Source organism: Faecalicatena faecalis, assembly GCF_012524165.2.
Classification (GTDB): Bacteria; Bacillota; Clostridia; order Lachnospirales; family Lachnospiraceae; genus Faecalicatena_A; species Faecalicatena_A faecalis.
Genome location: NZ_JABACJ020000005.1, coordinates 18,031 through 39,797, shown reverse-complemented (window position 1 = coordinate 39,797; position 21,767 = coordinate 18,031). Strand labels below are relative to the sequence as shown.

General features: G+C 43.2%; 17 protein-coding genes and 1 tRNA gene. All 18 read right to left on the bottom strand.

The features are described from left to right. Positions 1 to 128: 128 nt before the first annotated feature. Positions 129 to 1,385 (bottom strand): L-rhamnose isomerase, encoded by a 1,257-nt coding sequence (locus HGO97_RS07170; RefSeq protein WP_216240635.1) that lies wholly within the window; start codon positions 1,383 to 1,385, stop codon positions 129 to 131. Further along, positions 1,367 to 2,572: a M20 family metallopeptidase gene (locus tag HGO97_RS07165; protein ID WP_216240634.1), complete on the bottom strand. Its 1,206-nt coding sequence runs from the start codon at positions 2,570 to 2,572 to the stop codon at positions 1,367 to 1,369. Before HGO97_RS07165 ends, HGO97_RS07170 begins: the two co-directional genes overlap by 19 nt. Beyond that, a complete protein-coding gene (locus HGO97_RS07160) occupies positions 2,565 to 3,320 on the bottom strand; it encodes a glutamine amidotransferase (protein WP_216240633.1) in 756 nt (251 codons plus the stop codon). Before HGO97_RS07160 ends, HGO97_RS07165 begins: the two co-directional genes overlap by 8 nt. A 9-nt stretch (positions 3,321 to 3,329) precedes the next feature. Further along, entirely contained in the window at positions 3,330 to 4,604 is a 1,275-nt protein-coding gene (locus HGO97_RS07155) for an ArgE/DapE family deacylase (protein ID WP_216240632.1), read from the bottom strand. Between the two features lie 10 nt (positions 4,605 to 4,614). Continuing rightward, positions 4,615 to 5,562, bottom strand: coding sequence for an ABC transporter permease (locus HGO97_RS07150; protein WP_216240631.1), 948 nt, complete (start codon positions 5,560 to 5,562; stop codon positions 4,615 to 4,617). Continuing rightward, the gene (locus tag HGO97_RS07145) at positions 5,559 to 7,055 is read right to left on the bottom strand and encodes a sugar ABC transporter ATP-binding protein (RefSeq protein ID WP_216240630.1); all 1,497 of its coding nucleotides are present in this window, start codon (positions 7,053 to 7,055) and stop codon (positions 5,559 to 5,561) included. Before HGO97_RS07145 ends, HGO97_RS07150 begins: the two co-directional genes overlap by 4 nt. 14 nt (positions 7,056 to 7,069) lie before the next feature. Beyond that, positions 7,070 to 8,044, bottom strand: coding sequence for a substrate-binding domain-containing protein (locus tag HGO97_RS07140; protein ID WP_168866681.1), 975 nt, complete (start codon positions 8,042 to 8,044; stop codon positions 7,070 to 7,072). Between the two features lie 45 nt (positions 8,045 to 8,089). Then, positions 8,090 to 9,187: a M28 family metallopeptidase gene (locus HGO97_RS07135; RefSeq protein WP_216240629.1), complete on the bottom strand. Its 1,098-nt coding sequence runs from the start codon at positions 9,185 to 9,187 to the stop codon at positions 8,090 to 8,092. A 17-nt stretch (positions 9,188 to 9,204) separates the two neighbouring features. Continuing rightward, on the bottom strand, positions 9,205 to 10,206 hold the full coding sequence (locus tag HGO97_RS07130) for a LacI family DNA-binding transcriptional regulator (protein WP_216240628.1): 1,002 nt from the start codon (positions 10,204 to 10,206) through the stop codon (positions 9,205 to 9,207). Between the two features lie 147 nt (positions 10,207 to 10,353). Beyond that, positions 10,354 to 11,406 (bottom strand): LacI family DNA-binding transcriptional regulator, encoded by a 1,053-nt coding sequence (locus HGO97_RS07125; protein WP_216240627.1) that lies wholly within the window; start codon positions 11,404 to 11,406, stop codon positions 10,354 to 10,356. Positions 11,407 to 11,476: 70 nt separating this feature from the next. Beyond that, entirely contained in the window at positions 11,477 to 12,658 is a 1,182-nt protein-coding gene (locus HGO97_RS07120) for a M24 family metallopeptidase (RefSeq protein ID WP_216240626.1), read from the bottom strand. Between the two features lie 439 nt (positions 12,659 to 13,097). Next, positions 13,098 to 15,515 (bottom strand): pentapeptide repeat-containing protein, encoded by a 2,418-nt coding sequence (locus HGO97_RS07115; protein ID WP_216240625.1) that lies wholly within the window; start codon positions 15,513 to 15,515, stop codon positions 13,098 to 13,100. A 129-nt stretch (positions 15,516 to 15,644) separates the two neighbouring features. After that, positions 15,645 to 16,349, bottom strand: coding sequence for a PHP domain-containing protein (locus tag HGO97_RS07110; RefSeq protein WP_216240624.1), 705 nt, complete (start codon positions 16,347 to 16,349; stop codon positions 15,645 to 15,647). Between the two features lie 106 nt (positions 16,350 to 16,455). Further along, entirely contained in the window at positions 16,456 to 17,694 is a 1,239-nt protein-coding gene (locus HGO97_RS07105; RefSeq protein ID WP_216240623.1) for a glycosyltransferase family 4 protein, read from the bottom strand. Between the two features lie 198 nt (positions 17,695 to 17,892). Beyond that, a tRNA-Leu gene (locus HGO97_RS07100) sits at positions 17,893 to 17,975 on the bottom strand. A gap of 95 nt (positions 17,976 to 18,070) precedes the next feature. Beyond that, the gene (locus HGO97_RS07095; protein ID WP_216240622.1) at positions 18,071 to 19,345 is read right to left on the bottom strand and encodes a diaminopimelate decarboxylase; all 1,275 of its coding nucleotides are present in this window, start codon (positions 19,343 to 19,345) and stop codon (positions 18,071 to 18,073) included. Between the two features lie 52 nt (positions 19,346 to 19,397). Next, positions 19,398 to 20,834 (bottom strand): pyruvate kinase, encoded by a 1,437-nt coding sequence (gene pyk, locus HGO97_RS07090; protein ID WP_216240621.1) that lies wholly within the window; start codon positions 20,832 to 20,834, stop codon positions 19,398 to 19,400. A gap of 46 nt (positions 20,835 to 20,880) precedes the next feature. Beyond that, positions 20,881 to 21,708 (bottom strand): rhomboid family intramembrane serine protease, encoded by an 828-nt coding sequence (locus tag HGO97_RS07085; protein WP_216240620.1) that lies wholly within the window; start codon positions 21,706 to 21,708, stop codon positions 20,881 to 20,883. Positions 21,709 to 21,767 lie beyond the last annotated feature (59 nt).

Below are 21,767 nucleotides of genomic sequence, written 5' to 3'. Positions count from 1 at the left end.
CATTCTAAAAAGCAACAGCTATTTAGAATTTCATCTAAATAGCTGTTGCCCTCTTTTTTTGTATTTTACAGTGACCGCCAAGATTGTATTTCCCGACTTCTTTTACGTTTTTGGTCTAATATTCTTTTTTATAACTCTGCACTTCTGCTGCTTTGTACAGCCTTTTCATACTGCTCCACCACGGACAGCCATTCTTCTCCCGCCGGGACCTGATTCCTGACACAGAACTCTTCCCAGACATCCATAAACGGATAGAATTTTTGTTCTTCCTGCCAAACCATCAGTTTCGTAAAATCCTCTTTCTCCTGCAATCCTTTTAATGCCTCATTTGGCTGCAGCATTGCATACAAAAATGCTTTCTGGACACTGCGCATCCCAACGATCCATGCTGCGACTCTGTTTATGCTGGCATCAAAGAAATCCAGGGACAAGAACATCCTCTCAAGTGCATCATTACGTACAATTTCTTTGGCGATCTCTTTTGTCTCGTCATCAAACAGTACCACATGGTCTGAATCCCATCTTACTGGTCTCGTGATATGCAGAGCCATCCGCTCGTGGAACGGCAGCATTGCGGATATTTTATCGGACACCGTTTCTGTCGGATGATAATGCCCATTATCCATTAATGCCAAAATTCCTTTTTCTGCGGCATAATTGATACAGAATTCACTGGAACACACGGTATACGATTCCAGTCCAATCCCAAATACCTTAGACTCCAGGCTTACGAACACCTTCTCCTTATGATAATCCATTGACAGGATTTCATCCAGAGATTCTTTCAGGCGCATCCTTGGGCCAAGCCGGTCCGCCGGTATATCCTTGTACCCATCAGGAATCCAGATATTTACCAGACACGGTTTTCCAAGCTCCTCGGCAAAATATTCTGCAATCCTGATACAGGCCTGTCCGTGTCGGATCCAGAATTTTCGAATTTCCTCTTCTGTACTCGATAACGTAAACTGCTTTGCTTTTGGATGGGAAAAGAAGGTGGGGTTGAAATCAATCCCAATCTTTCTCTCTTTTGCAAATTCTACCCATTTTCTAAAATGTTCGGGCCGAAAGCAATCCCGATCCACCCATTTACCATCCTCAAAAATGGCATAGCTGGCATGCAGATTCAACCGCTTACTTCCTGGTATCAAAGAAAATGCCTGATCGATGTCCCTCATCAGCTCCTCTGCATTTCGTGCCTTTCCTGGGTAATTCCCTGTGGCCTGGATTCCACCGGATAAGGGCCCGTCAAAATCAAATCCTCCTAAGTCATCTCCCTGCCAGCAATGCATGGCGATTTCCATCCTTTGTAATTTTTCAATCGCCTGCTCTGTGTCCACTCCAATATTTCCATATTTCTCTCGTGCTTCTATATAACGCTGTGACATTCTGCCTCACCTCTTTCTTCCCAATATTCCACTGCATACTCTGAATAAATTCTGGCTGCCTCCCGAATCTGGTCTATCTCCACATACTCATCGATACAATGCATCTGTTCCTCCCTCCCCGGTCCCAGAATCAAAAACGGGATTAAGAGAGCCGGGACGAGCTGGGATGCATCTGTATAATAAGGAATCCCTTTGCACTTGGAGCTCTTCTGGTTCCTTTTTAGAATGTATGACATCCGTTTTGCGATATCACAATCTCGTGGATTTTGGAGTCCAGGACGGTCATTTCGGACATTAAGTTCTATTTCTACGCCTCTGTTCTTCACCTGCAGTTCCTCTGCTGTCTGTTTTACTTTTTGGAAAAGTTCTTCATTAGAATCACTTCCCGGCACAGTCCTGATATCCAATACTGCCTTTGCCATATCTGGTACTACATTCATCGATATACCGCCGTGCATCCCTGTTACTGCTGCGGTCGATCTACCCAGATAAGGATGTGGGGCCGCACATTCTTCTACTATATTCTTAATTTTTTGAACCAACTCCATCGCATATTCTAATGCATTTGCCCCCTTCTTCGGTGACGATGCATGTGCAGATACCCCTTTCACTGTCAGTTCTAGCCATAATGCGCCCTTTTCACAACATCCTATCCCCATATCCGTTGGCTCACATATCACTAATTCCTGTGCCGTTTGAAGCCATGGATGCCCGGACAATGCCAATGCTCCGATTCCTTCGTTCTCCTCGTCTGCCGTAAAGCAAAAATAGATTGGATTTGTGAATCTCACTTGTTGGTCCAGCAGATGCTCTGCCGCCAAAAGCATTGCTGTGATACCGCCCTTCATATCTGCGGCGCCGCGCCCATACAATTTCTTTCCTTGGATATGAGCACTATGGGGCGGATATTTCCATTTTCCATTCCCCTTACACGAGACCGTATCCAGATGTCCTGCGAACACGAGGCCACCCTTTGCACATTCCCCAGGTATTTGAATGATCAAAGAGGAGCGGTACTTGTCGTGAGGAATGACTTCATACTGCGCTCTTCCTTTCAATCTTCCCAGAATTACCCTCACAAGCTGTTCCTCGTTCCCTGATGGCTGGCAGGTATCCGTTTTCACCAAAAGAGACAACAGCTCTTTTGTCTCCTCCCAACCGGGATACCAGCCCTTATCCTCATACATCTTTTCCAGAGCACCAGCCGAACAACTGCTTCCACATCCGTTTGTTCAAATCATGGCTGCAGAATTCATCCGGCATCCAGTGCGGAGCACAATCACTTGTCCAGGCAAAGGTCTTACCCTCTCCATAGGAGCCCGTCACCAGAATTGGTGCGTCCCCATAGGCCAGTAATACTTGTCCCTCTGGCTTTGCCTGCACTTCGTTGTATCCCAGGAGCAAGGGCCATTGTCCGTCCAGTCCCTTCACTGCGGGATGCGTCCGATCAACGACTTTAGGTGCGAAGCCCTGAGGGCATTCCCTTCTGTCGTCTTGTTCTTTCATAGTCACCGGAAGGATTTTTTCGATTGCCGTGTTTTTATACTGTGCCTTTCCTTCGATTCCCATGAATGTCATATAACCGCCTGCCATACCGAAGGCACCGCCCATCCTTACGTATTTTTCGATCAAGTCCAGCTTATTGACAGTCGGCTGACTTCGAAAGAACGTGTCGGGATGCAATAAAAATGTGTTTGCGCCCACATCACTGATCATGACTACATCATATTTTTCCAGTCCCTTACATGTATCCGGGAAATCCTCACTGATTCGATGGGCCGGGATATGGGTAAGTTCTGCAAACTCTGACATATATTCCCTGATCCGCCCAATCTCTGTCTGGTATCCCCCAATGCTGAACTGGTCTGTTCCTTTTGTCTCTGTTGTTGTAAAAAACCAGGACTCTCCTACAAATAAAATCTGATATTTTTCCATAAGTACTCCCTACCTTGTCCATTCAACAATCATTTTTGCATACGTTTCAATGGCTTGGAAAAACTGCTTTTTCGGCAGATATTCATTATACACATGTGCATTATGGCAGCTCCCCGGACCAAATACTACAGTAGGGATTCCTGCAATGTTCGTAAAATGCCTTGCATCACATCCCGCGGACATCCCGGTTATCACTCTTCTTCCAGTCACTTCACCGGCAGCATCTGCCAGCTTCTGTACCAGTGGATGCTCCGTCTGCGTCTCAAAAGGAGAACAGTCCTGAAACCATGTGAATCGCGGCATGTGCTCCCGCATCCACGGGTCTCCCTTTGCCATATTGTAGACATAGTCTTCTACCTCACGGACCACAGTATGTTTATCTACCTTCTGCCAATTGCCGAACTTATCGATCTCTGATGGATAATAATCGATTTCAAATTTCATCATACAATGATCCGGTACTGTCGATGCCGCAACACCGCCATGGATATATCCCATATTAAATGTGATCGGGGCAAGGAGCGGGTGCCGCTTTGTTGCCATCCATTTTGCTTCCAGCTCATAAAGTGTATTCATAATTTTGACCATCTTATCGATGGCACTCTCACCGAAGCCTTTCAGACTGGCATGAATCGGTTTCCCGTCCACCTCCACTTCTCCCAGCCAGGCCCCCCTATTGACCGGGAAGACCTCCATGTTGGTTCCTTCTGCAATGATGACTCCATCGGCCGTTATTCCTCTGTCGACGCAGGCAAGGCTTCCATTCCCGCCTCCCTCCTCATCGACAACACTCAAGATGATAATATCTCCCTTCGGCTCATAGCCCATACTAAGCACAAGCTCCAGTGCCAGGACAGCCGCAGAAAGGCCGCCCTTCATATCGTCTGTTCCCAGGCCGTACAGCTTCCCGTCTTCCTCTGTCATCTCCCATGGATCATACTTCCACCGCTCCAGGTCACCGGCAGGCATCGTATCCATATGCCCATTTAAGATCAGCGATTTTCCCCCGCCGCTCCCTCGGTACCGTGCCGATACATTAGGCCTTTTGTGATAGGAATGTCCTGCATTATAGCCCGGATAGGACTTCATCCTCTCATTATCCGGCTCGAACATTTCTACCTCACATCCTAAGCCATCCAGATATCTGGCCATCCACTGCTGTGCCTCATACTCCTGTCCATCCTCCCCATGTCGGATGACAGAGGTATCAAATCCAATGAGTTTTTTTAGAAACTGTATGTATTCTTCCTGTTTGTTCTCAATCCTGTTCTTGAATTCATCCATATCTTTCCCCTTAATTGCTGCTCTTAATGCGGTCCAGTCCGACTGCTACAATGATGATAATGCCCTGGATAATCAACTGCCAGTTCGTAGAAATGTTCATCAGATTCATACCGTTAGTGATGATTCCCATGATCAACGCCCCGAGCAGTGTCCCCCAAAGTCTTCCAACGCCTCCAGCCGTGCTGGTTCCGCCAATAACACAGGCAGCAATGGCATCTAATTCCAATCCATTTCCTGCACTCGGCTGCCCAGAAAAGAGCCTTGAGGCAAGAACGACACCTGCGATTCCTGCCGTCAGACCGCTGATCGTATGGATCAATACCTTGTTTCTGGATACCGGAATTCCTGACAGCTTTGCCGCCTCTATATTTCCTCCGATGGCATATATGCTTCTTCCGAACTTTGTATACTTCAGAACAAAATATCCAATCACATAACAGACGATCATTACAACCACTGGAATCGGAACAAAACCGATATACCCTCTCCCCAGCATCTTAAAGGAATCTGGAAGTCCCGTTACAGGATAAGAATTTGTCATGACCAGAACGATTCCTCTGGCAATATTGAGCATTCCCATCGTCACGATGAAGGACGGAATTTTGACAAATGTATGAATTGCTCCATTGAGCAGTCCGCAGAACACTGTGATCACGACCGCAATGGTCATCGAGATACCCATCCCCATTCCGGATTTTAAAGCCATTGTTGCTGCGATTCCTGCAAGTGCTGCCAAGGAACCAACACTCAAATCGATTTCCGCAGAAATCAGTACATAGGACATGCCGATTCCTATAATAGCTACAACAGACACCTGACGCATGATATTCAGGATATTGTTGGGTGTCAAAAATACCGGCCGGATAATTGCTAAAATGATGATCAGGACCAGCAATATAAAGAAGATCGCCAGGTCATTCCAATTTTGTTTTTTTATCTGTTTCCCTTTTTCTTTCATTCAAGACTTCCTCCTGTTGCAAATTTCATGATTCCTTCCTGGCTTAATTCCTCCCGATTCAGTTCTCCAGAGATTCTCCCCTCGAACATGACATTGACATGGTCACAAAGCCCGATGATCTCCTGCATCTCAGAAGAAATCAGTATAATCGATTTTCCTTCTTCTGCTAATTTCACAATGATATTGTAAATCTCCATCTTGGCATTGACGTCAATTCCTCTGGTCGGCTCATCCAGTACAATAATTTGTGGTTCGCTGTTCAGCCATTTTGCCAGAACCACCTTCTGCTGATTCCCGCCGCTTAAGAATTTAGCTGCCTGGTATTCAGACGGAGTCTTGATTAAAAGGTCTTTGATATAACGAGTACAGATTTCTTTTGCCTTTTTGGCAGAAAATATTCCTTTTGTCATCGCATTCTCTGTTTTCGCCATCACCACATTATCCAATACCGACAGGCCCACCACGAGCCCTTCCTTCTTACGGTCCTCAGGGAGGAATCCGATTCCATAACGGATAGCATCCTTCGGGGAGCGGATATTAATTTTCTTACCGTTCAAGATGATCTCGCCCTTTGCCCTTCTGTCCGCCCCGAAAACCGCCTTTAACGTCTCACTGCGTCCTGCACCTACCAGGCCTGCGAATCCTAATATTTCTCCCTTGCGCAGGGTAAAGGATACACCCTTTACTTCCTTCCCGTTGTTCATATCCCGGACTTCCAGAATGACTTCCCCGATCTTATTATTCTTTTCCGGGAAGACCTGCATCAAAGGTCTTCCCACCATATCTTCTATGATCTGATCGATCGTAACATCATGAAGGCTCCCAGAACTGATGAACTGTCCATCCCGCAGAATCGTATAGGAATCACAGATTTTAAAGATTTCATCCATCCGATGACTGATATAGATGATTGTGATACCCTTCTTCTTTAAGGATTCAATGACCTGGAACAACTTCTTTGTCTCTCCCTCTGTCAGCGCGGAGGTGGGTTCATCCATAATGACAAGTCTTGCATTCAATGAAACCGCCTTTGCAATTTCCACCATCTGACGCTGTGCTACGCTTAATGAAGAAACCTTTACCTTGGGGTCCATCATCATATCAATACTCTCAAGCATCTTCTGAGCAGCTTCATTCATGCCTTTCCAGTCGATTCTTCCTTTTTTCTTTGGCTGTCTGTCCAGATAAATGTTTTCCGCCACGGAAAGCTCTGGAATCAGGTTCAATTCCTGATATATAATGGAAATCCCTAATCGCTCGGATTCCTTTGTATTCTTTATCTGAATTTCCTTTCCATCCAAAAGGATCGTTCCCTCATCCCTTGTATAGGCCCCGGACAGGATTTTCATCAACGTCGATTTACCGGCACCGTTTTCTCCGAGCAGGGCATGAACCTCACCTTCCTCTACCCGAAAGCTTACCTTAGTAAGAGCCTTCACCCCTACGAATGACTTGCTGATGTTCTGAAACTCCAGTATCCATTTTTTCTCCATGCTATCTCATCCTTCTATTTTAAATCATCTGCATAGACAACGCCGTCTGCTGTATAAACACCTACTTCTACAGCAATATCCTTCTCGATCTTCTCTCCATTCAACGTTTTAGTCACACTATCCACACATGCTTCTGCAAGTTTCTTCGGGAACTGCATGATGCTGCCCTTATAGCAGCCTCCCTCAGCAATTGCAGCCTGCTCTTCATCTGATGCGTCGAAGCCGATGACAGACACCTCATCCTCCCGGCCTGCTGCTTGGATGGCATCATAAGAACCAAGTCCGCCCTGTGCACCATAGGAAAATACCAAGTCGATCCGGTCATTTGCCAATAATACATCTTCCATGATGCTCATAAAGGATTCCCTGGAATCTCCGCCCTGTTCTGCCACGACCTTTGCACCTGGTCTTTCCTTTTCCAGAATATCTTTAAATCCATTGATACGTTCAACTGCTGCAATCGACATCGGATTGCTTAAGAACACAATGTTGGGATTCTCATTATCCGCAAGCACATTCTCGATTGCCCATTTAGCTGCCAACTGACCGCCCAGGAAGTTGTCCGATCCGATATATGTCTCATATTTTCCGCCGCTTGGCTTGTAATCTACTGTAATTACTGGAATGTTGGCCTCTTCACAGGTATCCAGCGCAGGGATGATTCCATCTCCGTCAACACAGGTCAAAATGATTGCATCCACCTTTTGTGCACAGAAGTTTTCAATGGCATCGATCTGTGCCTGCAGATCCATATTCGGATCGTTGAACACGATTTCGTAATCATCTCCGGCTTCTTCCTCAATTCCAGCCTTGATGTCCTGGAAAAATTCATACTGCAATGTCATCAAAGAGACTCCGATCACCTTTTTATTTCCATCCTTCTTTTTCTCGGAAGTTGCTTTCTCATCGCTTCCCATGGAACATCCAATCAGTGAAACTACCATTATAAAACAAAATAATACAGCCGTTAATTTCTTTATCTTCATCATAATTTTTCTCCTTTATGATCTATCTGATCTTGTTTCCTTCTTCTCCTATTTTTCGATAACGCCCAGACCCTGAAGCAGTTCTAATACGATTCTTACCATTTTCTCCATATTTTCCAGCTTACGTTCTTCATAGACATCCTTTGGTGAATGTAAGATTCCCTGGTCGTTAAACGTCAACATGCATACATCATTTCCTTTTTCGTAGTAGGGAGCGTGATCACTTCCCGGAGGCGGCGGACAAATATACTTGGGCACAAAAACTTCTTTGCTTTCATCCAGAATACGCCTGATCCTCCGTTCAAAAGTCTCTGGCCCGCTCCATACCTCCAGTGTATTTTCCCTTCCGACACCGTCAATATTCAGTACAAATGCAAGCTCCTCGTTCTCTGCTTCCGCCTGTTTTTTTGATCCCCGCAGATTGAACTCTTCCCCATCTGTCAAAAGGATTTCGATCTGATTCCTGACCCGGTATGCGCTGAGCTGTCTGGCCGTTTCCAGAACCACTGCGGTACCTGCTGCATTGTCATATGCCCCTTCGGTAGAATATACCGTGTCGTAGTGGGCGCACAATATCACCTTTTTCCCTTCCTTCCCGATTCTGCCCGTGATATTTTGCAACCAGGAATCGTACTGCTTTTGTATCTTTGCATATCCCCGGAACAAGGTCCTGCTTTTCATTGCTGCTTCCAGCCTTTTTTCCTCTTCGCTTCCTACCATATAATGGGGCAGATCTCCGCGGGCAAACAGCATCTGCGGAATTGCTTCCTCCCCTTCCCGGACCGTAATATAGGCTTTGATCTCTCGTTCATTCGAGACGATCATATATCTTTTCCACACATACATATCCCATACCCTGTGGTATCCGGCAAATTCCACTCTTCCCTCAAACCACCTGGAACCACCGCTTTCCAAGAATAAGTAGGATGGAATTTCCTTCCCTTCTCCATCCAAAAGTGCCCATTCTTCTGCTACCCAGGCCTTTTCCGGGTATTGGCAGATCTTCACGTTCCCGCAGACCTCTCTCACCACCGTTTCCAGGTATCCTGCGGTATTCCGAAGATTTAGAGAGCCCATAGGCTTTGCGCCATATGCGATGATGTGTCTCCATACCTCTTTCATCCAGTCCTTTTTGATCTCAGACATCTTTTCTCCTTGTTTCTCTATGAGGAGGCCCGGATCACAAGCTCCGACTGCATGATCACTGTCCTGCCTTCCTGATCCCGCTTCTCCTTATTCTCAATTCTTTCCAATAAAAGTCTTGCCGCCATTCCCGCCAGCTCCCATACCGGCTGACGCACTGTAGTCAGCGGCGGAGTCACCATCCTGGATACCATAATGTCATCATATCCTGCAAGCGCTACATCCTGCGGGACCTTGTATCCATGCTCCATCAAATATCTCAATGCGCCCATCGCCATATAATCATTCGCACAGAACACTGCCGTCGGTTTCTTCTCCAAGGCCATCAGCGCCTGCATCCCTGCATAACCACTTTCCAGTTTATAATTTCCGGACACAATATACTGCGGATAGACCTTGAGTCCATGATCCTCAAGACATTGTATGTATGACTCCTTTCTCTCTACAGCCATTGTGGAGATATAAGGTCCTGTAATATGGGCGATCCTATGATGTCCTCTGTCTATCAGATGCTTTACGACCGCATAGGCACCTACCTTATTATCGATTCTGACAGAGTCCAGATTGGTCTTGCCTGGCTCCCGCTCCATAAGGACAATGGGAAATTCTGTCCGAATTTTCTCAATATGGGAAACCGGCATATTCATCCCGATCAGAATCACTCCATCGATCTGTCTTTTCTCCAACATCTTTAGACATTCCAGTTCCATCTCTACATTTGTATCCGAATTACATACGAGCAGATTATATCCAGAATTCTTCAGTTCTGTTTCAATTCCCCTGATGATCTCCAGGAAAAATAGATTGCTCATATCGTTAACTACAAGCCCGATTACATTGGTCGATTTCTGTTTTAAGCTCTTTGCGATGCTGTTCGGCTGATAATCCAGCTCTTCAATTGCCTTTTTGATTCTTTCCTTTGTCTCATCGGACATATGGCCCTGGTTCTGTCCGTTCAGATATCTGGATACAGATGTCTTTGATACCCCTGCCCTTTTTGCTACATCAATAATTGTTGTCATACGTATACCTCCTTAGGAAACCGTTCCCCTTTTACAGTAAAAAATGATATTCTATGAACCAGCGGGTCTGCTTTTTATTTAGGAAACCGTTCCCCTATTTGGGTAAAATTTCCATTCATTCACATTCCCTGTCTCTCTTAGAGCGTCTTAAAAATCTTTTGAAATCCGCCGGCAGGACTTTCTCTCCACAAGCTCTGTAGAAACCTTGCTCTTTAGTGCCCCGTCTGCTCCATTTCTCATCTTTTCCATCAATCTTAGGACCGCAAGTCTTGCCAGCTTATCCCATGGCAGATTCATGGTCGTCAATTCCGGTGTCACCAGATTTGCAATGACACTGTTATCAAATCCGATCACAGATATCTGCTGAGGAACCAAAAACCCGGCTGCCTGAAGTTCCTTGATCACATCAATTGCCAGATAATCGCTTTCAACAAGAAATGCTGTAGGCATCTCATTCGGCATCCCCAAAAGTTCGATCCACTTCTCTTTTTCACTGTTCTTAATATCAGAAATACAATACCTCGGATCAGTTAAGCCTTTCATATCTCGCATTGCAGCTTCATAACCTTCTCTGCGCTCTGCTAAGTTGATATTCGTGCTGCCTGTTCCGACATACCCGATTTTCCTGTGGTGATTCTCGATTAAGTAAGTAACTGCTTCATATGCACCTGCAAAATTATCAAACGCGACACAATCTACATTCAACTCTTGAAAGAACCTGTCTATGACCACCATCGGAGTAGCAATGCTGTAAATATTCTTGATCTGGGCGGGTGACATCTGCGTACCTACCACGATCATGCCTTCCACCTGATAAAAATCTATCATCTTCTCGATTTCTTTTTTATAATTTCCCTGCATGGGAATGGACTTAAAAAACAGATTATATTTAAATTCGCGAATCTGTTTTTCTACCTTCTGCATAATCTCGTAAAAGGAATACGAATCCTCGCTTCCTTCTCCCTCTTCCTGGGCATTCACTGGATAGAGCAGAAAAATCAATCTGGATGATTCATTCATGTCCATACTGGTCAGCCTTTTTTTCATCAGGCTTTTTGAAGTGTAGCCTTCCTCTTCTACGATCTGTAAAATCTTCTGCCTTGTTTTTTCACTGATTCCTTCTTTGCCATTCAATGCAAACGAAACTGCTGTTGGAGATACTCCTGCCTTTTTTGCTATATCCTTTATCTTCAATTCCATTTGGAATTTCCTCCTTTTTGGTCCTCTCATTCAGGCATATGCAGCAGTATATGTGCAGGCAGTCAGATTTTTAAATCGGCTTTATGTATGTTCTGTCCCAGGTATTTAATGGTTCACATCCATGTTCTGTGACAAGGTATCCATTCTCCAGCCGCATACCGCCCCATTCATTCAAAAACAGGGGAATGTCAATGGAAAATACCATGTTCGGCTTTAATACGACATCACATTTAGATGACAATATGGGCTGTTCAAATTCAATGACTCCTACACTATGGATACCAGTATAGGCAAAATTCTTACCGAACCCTGCTTTCTCAAGCTGATTCCTGGAAATAGCATCCATCTCTTTTCCAGTCATGCCAGGCCCTAAGCTTTTCATCGTCTCTTCCTGGGCACTCATGACAAGTTCTATGTATGCCTGAATCTCCTTCGGTGCCTCTCCCAGTACAAATGGTCTTCCGACTGCCCCATGATATCCTTCATAGCGTGGTGCCAATGTCGCAACAACCAGGTCTGATCTTTGAAGCTCCCTAAAGGTCGTCCTGGACAGGATCGGTGAGGTATTGGCTGGACCGGAATTAATCATGGTCTCAATTCCCATGCCCTCGGAACCCATTTTGCGCATCTCATACTCTGCTTCTGCTGCCAGCTCTCTTTCTGATATTCCTTCTCTGAGCTTTTGATACAGCGTATCCATCCCCTTCTCAGCAATCTGGTAAGCATAACGTATGACAGAAATCTCCTCCTCTGTCTTAACTGCACGGAGCATGGATAACGCCTCTTCTACATCGTGGATCCACTCATTACCAAATTTTTCCACAATTTCCATAAATAAATCATACGGTATAAACGCTTTTCCCGCAACCCCAATGTGTCTGATTTTTCTTTCTGACTGTGCCTCCAGCCTGGCAATCACCTCCTCAAAACTCGTCACTTCACAGTAAGGATAATCCTCGTTCGGGTGCAGGAATTGGGGGGTAGCATAAACAGTTCTGCACCTGGACGTATGCAGAGCAAATTCTACGGATTCTGCTCCTGTTACAAGAGCAATCTCCCCCTTGGCAGGTACCAGCACCAGTGCCGCTTCAAATTGGGGCTGATAATCAATCATCCATCTGGCATATGCCTGACCATATACATAGCGGTCATCTGCATATAAGAGCAGTAGATCAAGATTTCTCTCTGCCATAAAATCCTGCACTTTTCTACGCCGTTCTTCAAACTCCCTTTCACTAATTTTAGGTCTCATCCGTTCCTCCTTTCATTTTTTAGTTTTAATAAATTATTTTAGCTAATTCTAGCATTCAACTAAATTTATGTCAATCAATTCGTATAATCCACTTTCATTTTCGTACTTTTCAACATTTTAAGCTTACGATTTTTGTTTATTTTTTAATTGTTTCCTAAATTTTGCTAAAATTATTTATATTTTTTCCCTATTCAACTTGCACAAAACGAAAAGATTAGATTATTTTAGTAAGGGCAAAACGGATATTTAAATTTGCTTTATTACTTCTCATCTCCCCATAGCCGCTATTGTTTCCGCATAATCCTACTGACTTCAGCTACTATCTTATCAATTTCAGTATTCTTTGGTATCATGACACATTTACTTCGCCGAGCACACTCCTATATAATAAAAAAGTCTCTCCCTTTCAGAAAAGACTTTCCATCATTCAAAAATAATTTTATATAATTAATCCCTTAATATTTAGTTCTCTCAAATGATTATATGCCTCCACATTACTCTCGAATGTAGATCCATCAGGAAGTATTGTATTCATCAAAATAGCATCCGTAAATATGCAATTAGTAAGATTACAATTTTTTAGGTTACCGTTCTGTAAAACCGCTCCCCTAAAAATTGAACCACTTAAATCTGAACCCTCAAAATTTGCACCCGACAAAATAGCGTTTTGAAAAGCCGCGTTTTGAATAATACATGATACAAATTCTACATCACGCAAATCTTCCCCTCCAAGCAAAATGTAAGAAAAATTCGCCTTCCCAGCTGTATAGATTATTCTCTCATTTATGATTAATGAGTCTCTTATGAATATTTTCTTAAAATTATTGATAAAAAATGGATAAGAACCAAAGGTAAATGCTTCATTATAAAACCATGTAATTATACTATCTTCATTTTCTAAATAAGGGTCATATGCATGCCGAAAAATTTGAACAGTATTTATTAGTGTATTAATAATTGAATCATAACCCGTTCCAAATGTTATATCATTAGGCATACTGAAATTTCCCTCTGCTAACAAATAGAAAAAGTTTTCAAGCTGCTTTTTACTCTTTTCAATTTTAGCAAAATTCATATCATTATTCTTATTTTTTTGGTATAAAACTCTAAGATAAAGAAATTCTATCACCTTTGTGTTAATTTCAGAATAGGAAAATAATTCAAACAATCTTTTGGCAAATGTTTCCGCAAAAATTCTATCACTTAAATCTTCCGTTTCCTGATATAATTTTTCCATTTCATAAAAAATCTTTTCACACATAAAAAAGTCTCTAATATTATTATGGTAAAATTCTGCAACTCCTTTTTCCGCATCCATTTTCCAATAACTACAAAGTGCATAACAATATTTTACTATTTCTCTAACATCAAAATCAGAAATTTCCATACCAGAAATTATTTTTGTTATATCATCATTAGTCAGATATAATTTTGTATTGTTTCCTTTATACATCTCATATGATATTTCTGCACCAACTCGGTATATAAAATCTTTATACTTTTTAATGGAATGAGAATATGTACCATGGCTTGAAGGAAAAATAGAATTGTAAACTGTTTCTGATAGCTCTCTATAAAAGATTTGATTATATAATACCCAATTATTCTGTTTTGCATCTTCATTAATTCGACCTGCTACCAACATATATAACGCCATCGGAGTATCACAAATCCCATTTGTATCATTATCATTCAACCCTTTAATATATTCAAGTGCTGTCTTTTCCTCCTCCTCACAACTTGTCTGCATATATTTATTAACCCAAGCCACACGCTGTTCTTTATCAAAATGTAATAGCATGATATGCGCCTTAGGGAAATTCAAACTACGTATATTTATATATTGGGGCCGTGTCGTTATAATAATCTTACACTCTTTGAATAGTTCAAATAATTCATATATGTAATAATTTATGTTTTCATGTATTTTTTCAACCATGCACAGTTCATCAAATCCATCAAGAATAACAATAGAGTTCTTATGCTTTTTATCTAATCTCTCTGATGGATCCAAATTAAGATATGATAAAATATCCGAGTTAATAGAATCGTAAGTAAATCTCATATTATCTGGTATTATATCTCTTAATCTGATACAAATAAGTTCTCGTTCTCCAAAATTATCCACCCATTCTTTAAATCTTTTCTCGTACATATCGGCCAAATAAGAAACAAGACTGCTCTTTCCACATCCCGCATTTCCTTCAATGAATAAACAATTAACGTACTCCAAACCGGATTGCATATCTACCTGAAAATTTATAAAATACTTTAAATAATCTAATACATTATCAGAATCTATTGATAGGCCTTTATTATTCGAAATATTTTTGTACTTATGTTGTATAAATACATCCTGCAACCGTATCCTTTTCTCAGAATTTTTATGGAGAAACATTGTTTCACCATAAGCCCTTGCATACATTTTAGTTGCAGTTCTAATACTATCATCCACTATCGTATTCTGAAATGTTATATAACGATACAGCCACTCCCTATTTGGTTTTGTTATTTCTTTTTTTATATTTTCATTCCACAAATTTAATAAATCATCATGAACAGGTTGTCCAATCAGTAATTCTAAGATTTCCTTTATATTAGACACTTTTGTTAATAATTTTATATTTTCTAATGACAGATTAAAGTTCTCAGATACTACTTTATCATCATATTCTGAAAAAGTATCGTTCAAGGAATCCTCTAACATTTCGATGAACTGATATTCAAGATCATCTGAACGGTAATCCTGCAATTTGAAATTTTCTACAGTCCCCTTCAATTTTCCAATTATATATTCCGATACCTGAGATAAGAAAAAACTGCCTGCTAAAATATGGTCAATTGTTTTTATATCCATAGTCTCCTCTTTCGAATAAAACGAACCCCTTTGAAACTTTCTGTAGTAATCTGACCACCACAGAAATAAATATCCTCTAACCTAGTATTTATATTTAGGCAGTTTTAGTAGTAAATTGCTTATTCCGCGTTAAAAGGCTGCTGATCCCATACGCAGCATTTCTGCCTCGTATACTTCTTCTCGAATCGTAAAAGGTGCCTCTATGGGATTTTTTGTGTCCCAGAGATAATAACTGCCCTCCTTATAATAGGCTGGCATACATTCCTGGTTTCTCACGGCCTGTATCAGCTCCCCTACAGAGTTGATTTCCTTCTGAAAATAGGTCGCATAGATACCAAGCTTTTCCGGGACATGGCAGTCACTGGAACCAAGCATTGCAAGATGTAGTTTTCTGGCATAATCAGCAGCTTTTTTATTCGCCTCAAAAAGTGTGCTTCCATTGAGCACTTCTACTCCATGAAGTCCCTGCATATCACACAGCTTCTCTTCCAGCCCACGGTTATTATTTCGAAACGGGTGGGCTGAAAAGCACATGCCTCCCTGACTCTGTACATAGGAGATGAAATCCTGAGCAGGAATCCGCTCTTTCGGAAAATCTTCGATTCCAAATGCGACGATGTCCCCCTGCAGTGAGAAATACTCAATTCCCACAAATATCGGAAATCCCGTTTTTTCTGAATATTCCTTTGCATACTCCTTTAATCCCATACTATCATGATCCGTAATGCAGATTCCATTGAGTCCCCGCCGTTTCGCCAGCTCCACCATCTGCTCCAGTTTCAGAAAACTATCGCCTGAGTACCGCATCTCATGCATATGCATATCTATCAGCATCCCGCAAACCTCCTGATCATCCTGTTAATTCCTCTGTTAAAAGAATTTTATCACGAAGTACTGCTTGTTCCTAATTGGTATTTTATATAAGTGACAGGATTTATCGTTATTGTCTATGACTCATCCTGTCCGCAAGCCGTCCACATAGACTGCACCACGAGATACGTTCCACAGCTTCCCTCTGCGGTAGTTCCCTCTCCACTGCCTTTTCTACTGCTGCCGCCAGCCTTCTCTCGAACAGTGGCAATTCAGCCTCAATCGGCTCGTCCTCATTGACCATAGCCGGCGGTTCTACGAAGACGACTCCATGCCCGGGAATATTGGCATCCAGCCAGCTCTTTATGCCCGGCAGGTCCGTACAGACTACCCGGAGTCCACATGCCAGTGCCTCTACCACAACGAGCGGAAGTCCTTCATAAAAGGATGGCAGTACAAAAACATCACTTTGGTTCATACGGTGTGCAAGCTCTTTCTGCATCATTCTTCCAGTAAAAGTAACTTCTGCAGGGCATTTCTCCGCCTCCTCGCAGATAGCGCGATATTCCACCTCACTCCCTGCACCACCGGCAAGTGTCAGGCTGACATTCTTTGGGGTCTTAAGATACTGCATGGATCGAATCAGACTTTTTACACCCTTCTTTTCCGAAATTTTTCCGGCAAAAATCAGTCTCAATTTTTCTGATTCCGGCCGATCTTTACAACTGTCCCCTTGTTTGGCCCTCTGCTTTTGTGCCTCCTCTATGTAAAACACCTCGCTGTTATAGCCTGTTCCAATGACCTGTATCTGTTCCTCATTGCATGCATAAAGACGGCAGATTTCTTCCTTCTGTTCCTGATGCAGGGCAAAAATCACATTCAGCTTCGGTATCCATCGGCGGATATATTCTCTCTGCCAGCCGTTTTTCTTAATCTGTCTCAAATCAGACCCATGAGAAATCCCATATACTGGAATCTCTGGGTACAACTGACGCACCATCGCTGCAAGGAAGTACAGATGATGACATAAAATGACATCCGGGCAAAACTCCTGAACTGCCTGATGTATCCGTTGTTCAAAAGCATCCTTAAGCTGTTGTGTCATCTGCTCTGTCATATCAGAATATCTGGTACTCTTATATGGCATCTCATCCGACATTCCCACGACCGGATAAGGCAGCTCTTCTGTCTCAAAGCAGACCGGGAACATCTGCACTTTCTCTGGCAGGCAGATGGTGTCCTCCCTGCTCACGCCTGCAACTACTGCCTGCTTTATCTCCATTCTCCCAAATCCCCTGACCAGCTCTGTCAGATACACTCCGCTGCCGGTGCTGTCAGGCTTCTGTGCTGTAATACTTAGTAATCTCATCCTGCTGCCCCATCCGTAATACCAGATTTATTTTTTAAAGTCATTCTCTACCTCCAATCTAAGCAATCCTCATAAAGCTATGGACACTTCATGAAATCTGAATTGCACTCGCATTCCATATTGTGCATTGTTCATAGCCGGCTTTTTCGTGTTTTTAAGTTCAAAAAAAGTCCCGTAAAATACGGGACTTTCTAAGGCTGCGGATGGTGGGACTTGAACCCACACGAGGTCACCCCCGCAAGATTTTGAGTCTTGTGCGTCTGCCATTCCGCCACATCCGCTCATCGGCCTTTGAACCAGATGTTTATCTGTTCCTCAAGCCGAAATTTATCTTACCATATCCTGCATCATTTTGCAATACTTTTTTTAGCCTTTTTTAATACTCAAGTAGTTTTTTCCCAATCTCAAAGCAATCAAAGGTCGCAAAATAATCTGCCGGAGTCTCTGCACGCCGAATCAGCTGCGTTGTACCGTCTTCTTTCAGCAGCACTTCCGCAGACTTTAACTTTCCATTGTAATTATATCCCATGGAAAATCCGTGCGCTCCCGTGTCGTGAATGACCAGATAATCTCCCATTTCGATCTTAGGGAGCATTCGATCAATAGCGAACTTGTCATTATTCTCACACAGCGAACCGGTCACATCATATTGGTGGTCACATGGCCAGTCTTCCTTGCCCATAACGGAAATATGATGATAAGCCCCATACATCGCAGGACGCATCAGATTCACGGCACAAGCGTCCACACCGATATATTCCTTGTGTGTATGCTTCTCATGGATTGCCGTTGTTACAAGACATCCGTATGGTGCCATCATATAACGTCCAAGCTCTGTATAAATAGCCACATCACCCATCCCGGCAGGTACCAGAACCTCTTCGTACACTCTGCGCACGCCGTCACCGATCACCCGGATATCATTTGGCTCCTGGTCCGGGGTATAAGGAATGCCGATTCCGCCGGAAAGATTGATGAACTTAATGTGTACTCCCGTTGCTTTCTGAAGACGTACGGCCTGTTCGAACAATACCTTCGCCAGCATCGGATAATAATCATTCGTCACTGTATTACTTGCTAAAAATGCATGGATGCCGAATTCCTTTGCCCCTTTGCTTTTCAGGATTCGAAAGGCCTCTTCGATCTGTTCTGTGGTCATCCCATACTTGGAGTCTCCCGGATTATCCATAATGTCATTACTGATTTTGAACAATCCTCCCGGATTGTAGCGGCAGCTTATGGTCTCTGGAATGTGTCCGATGGTCTCCTCCAAAAACTCGATATGTGTGATATCATCCAGATTGATGATAGCCCCCAGCCGGTCTGCCAGCACGTACTCCTCTGCAGGGGTATCATTGGAAGAAAACATAATATCTTCCCCGCGCACACCGACAGCGTCAGAGAGCATCAGTTCCGTATAAGAGGAGCAGTCACACCCACATCCATACTCCTTCAAAATATCAATCAAAAACGGATTCGGCGTAGCCTTCACCGCAAAATACTCTTTATATCCCGGATTCCAGGAAAAGGCCTCTTTCAATGCCTTTACATTTTCCCGGATTCCTTTCTCGTCATAGAGGTGAAATGGAGTTGGGTAAGTTTTTACGATCTCATCCAACTGTTCTTTTGTCACAAATGGTTCTTTCTTCATCTTTCTCTCCTCTTCATGTAATTCTATCCACAGAACCAATAACGCCCTGGATCTACTCGATTGTTGCAATGCGCATCATATTGCTTACGCCGCTCTTTTCCTTCTTGACACTTGGGGAAGGGATTCCTGCTGTCAGCACGACCACATCGCCCACCTCAATATACTGTTTCACAAGTGCCAGCTCAATGGCGCCGTTGCAGATATCTTCTGTTGTATCAAATTCTAATGATTTTAAAGGTCTGACGCCCCAATAAATAGACATTCTTCGTAACGTCCGCTCATTCGGTGTCACACCAAGAATCTCCTGTTTTGGTTTTAAGTTGGATACCACTCTTGCAGTCGCACCTGATACAGATGGAGTGATAATGCACTTTGCATTCAGATTGGATGCTGCAAGGACAGAGGAATAACCGATCGCGCTGGATACTCCCGTCTTTAAGTGCTCTCCTGCTTTTTCCAGCATGATATCATAATCTAAGTGTTGCTCCGTGTTCTCGATGATATGCACCATCATCTGAAGTGCCTCAACCGGATATTTTCCCTGTGCTGTCTCACCAGAAAGCATCACTGCATCAGTTCCGTCATATACCGCATTGGCTACATCTGTCACCTCTGCTCTGGTCGGACGAGGATTGCGGATCATGGAATCCAGCATCTGCGTTGCTGTGATGACGGTCTTAAAGTTATTGTTGGCTTTCTGGATCATCATCTTCTGCAGATATGGAACCTCTTCTGCAGGAATCTCCACGCCCAGGTCACCACGAGCTACCATGATTCCATCGGCAGCACGGATGATCTCATCGATATTCTGAATTCCTTCTGCATTCTCGATCTTAGCAATGATCGGAATATATGGTGCATTCAGTTCCCTTAAATATGCCTTGATTTCCAGCACGCACTCCGCATTTCTTACAAAGGAAGCCGCAATGAAATCCACATCCTGCTCCACACCAAACTTAATATCCTCTTTATCCTTATCTGTGATCGCCGGAAGTCTGACAGGCACATTCGGCACATTCACACCTTTTCGCTCTCCCAGCTCTCCACCGTTTACGACTGTACAGATGATATCTCTGTCTGTCTTGCTGACAACCTCCAGGCCGATCAAACCGTCATCGATCAGAATCAGCTTGCCTTTATCCACATCATCCACCAGACCTTCATATGTGATGGAGACTTTCTTATCATTACCTTCAATCTCATCAATCGTCAGGGTAAAGGTGTCTCCTGTTACCAGATGCACTTTTTTACCATCCTTAAGAAGCCCTGTACGAATCTCCGGACCCTTCGTATCCAGAAGGATCGCTGTGTTGGAACGCTCCTCCTCCCTTAACTGCTTCAACATATCCATTCTGCCTTTATGCTCTTCATGGTCCCCATGGGAGAAATTGAATCGGGCAATGTCCATCCCGTTCTGAATCAGCTTACGCATCAGCTCCCTGTCATTTGTATTCGGTCCCATAGTACAAACTACTTTTGTTTTCTTCATATCATATCTCCTTTTTTTGCCTGACTGTTTTGTCCTTCTATTTTTCTTACTTTACATGCTGGTGAGTGAAAAGATGATCCTGACAGTACTCGTAATTTCCATTACATTTCGAGCAAAACCGAAATTCCAGTGTCGGATCGTCCAACTCGGTGCGCCCGCACACCGCACATCTGTGCCGTGCCCCGCCCGGATAGGTCATATGCGGTCTGGACTGCTGTTTGAACTTCGTCTTCCTTGCGCGTTCTTTTGGTGAATATGGCTTCATATTCCTGCTTGAGAAGAAGAAAATCACAAAGTTCAACAGAGACGCCACGATTGCGACTCTGACTGCAATATTCCCTCTTACCATTGTATACAGAATCATCACTGCATACACAAGTGCCATCCACTTGATCTTGATGGGCAGAATAAAATACAGCAGAAGCTCCATGTCCGGATAGCTCGCCGCAAATGCCAGGAAGATCGACATATTAATATAATAGGTGCTGAAAAAGATTCCCAGTCCTATAAAACCACCTGTTATAAAATACAGAATGAATGCACCAATCACGGTAAATAAAATTCCCGAAAAAATATAAACATTATACCGGAATGCTCCCCAAGTACGTTCTAGCGCATTGCCCAGTGAATAATAAAGCATCATCATGATGATAATTGTTAAAATATTCCCGCTTGGTGGAATCAAGACCCAGGACACGATCCGCCAGACTTGTCCATGTAAAATCATTCCTGGCTCCAATGTGAGCCAGTTCAAAAGATTTGGCATCAGATAATAAATCCCATACCCGATCACATAGCCGCCTATTAAATACATCGTTAGATTATGAATCGCAAAACGTCCAAATTTTCTTTCTAACTTATTCAACCAATTCAATGACCTCGTTCTCCTTATCATTTATTTTCTCATTCATGAAGTAATTGTACAGTTCCCCT

Excerpts from the sequence above, each read along its gene's own strand:
- HGO97_RS07160 (WP_216240633.1), bottom strand. The coding sequence starts at position 3,320 with ATGGAAAAATATCAGATTTTATTTGTAGGAGAGTCCTGGTTTTTTACA.
- HGO97_RS07095 (WP_216240622.1), bottom strand. The coding sequence starts at position 19,345 with ATGAAGAAAGAACCATTTGTGACAAAAGAACAGTTGGATGAGATCGTA.
- HGO97_RS07130 (WP_216240628.1), bottom strand. The coding sequence starts at position 10,206 with ATGACAACAATTATTGATGTAGCAAAAAGGGCAGGGGTATCAAAGACA.
- HGO97_RS07170 (WP_216240635.1), bottom strand. The coding sequence starts at position 1,385 with ATGTCACAGCGTTATATAGAAGCACGAGAGAAATATGGAAATATTGGA.
- HGO97_RS07155 (WP_216240632.1), bottom strand. The coding sequence starts at position 4,604 with ATGGATGAATTCAAGAACAGGATTGAGAACAAACAGGAAGAATACATA.
- HGO97_RS07145 (WP_216240630.1), bottom strand. The coding sequence starts at position 7,055 with ATGGAGAAAAAATGGATACTGGAGTTTCAGAACATCAGCAAGTCATTC.
- HGO97_RS07150 (WP_216240631.1), bottom strand. The coding sequence starts at position 5,562 with ATGAAAGAAAAAGGGAAACAGATAAAAAAACAAAATTGGAATGACCTG.
- HGO97_RS07125 (WP_216240627.1), bottom strand. The coding sequence starts at position 11,406 with ATGGAATTGAAGATAAAGGATATAGCAAAAAAGGCAGGAGTATCTCCA.
- HGO97_RS07105 (WP_216240623.1), bottom strand. The coding sequence starts at position 17,694 with ATGAGATTACTAAGTATTACAGCACAGAAGCCTGACAGCACCGGCAGC.
- HGO97_RS07110 (WP_216240624.1), bottom strand. The coding sequence starts at position 16,349 with ATGCTGATAGATATGCATATGCATGAGATGCGGTACTCAGGCGATAGT.
- HGO97_RS07135 (WP_216240629.1), bottom strand. The coding sequence starts at position 9,187 with ATGTCTGAGATCAAAAAGGACTGGATGAAAGAGGTATGGAGACACATC.
- HGO97_RS07120 (WP_216240626.1), bottom strand. The coding sequence starts at position 12,658 with ATGAGACCTAAAATTAGTGAAAGGGAGTTTGAAGAACGGCGTAGAAAA.
- HGO97_RS07165 (WP_216240634.1), bottom strand. The coding sequence starts at position 2,572 with ATGTATGAGGATAAGGGCTGGTATCCCGGTTGGGAGGAGACAAAAGAG.
- pyk (WP_216240621.1), bottom strand. The coding sequence starts at position 20,834 with ATGAAGAAAACAAAAGTAGTTTGTACTATGGGACCGAATACAAATGAC.
- HGO97_RS07140 (WP_168866681.1), bottom strand. The coding sequence starts at position 8,044 with ATGATGAAGATAAAGAAATTAACGGCTGTATTATTTTGTTTTATAATG.
- HGO97_RS07115 (WP_216240625.1), bottom strand. The coding sequence starts at position 15,515 with ATGGATATAAAAACAATTGACCATATTTTAGCAGGCAGTTTTTTCTTA.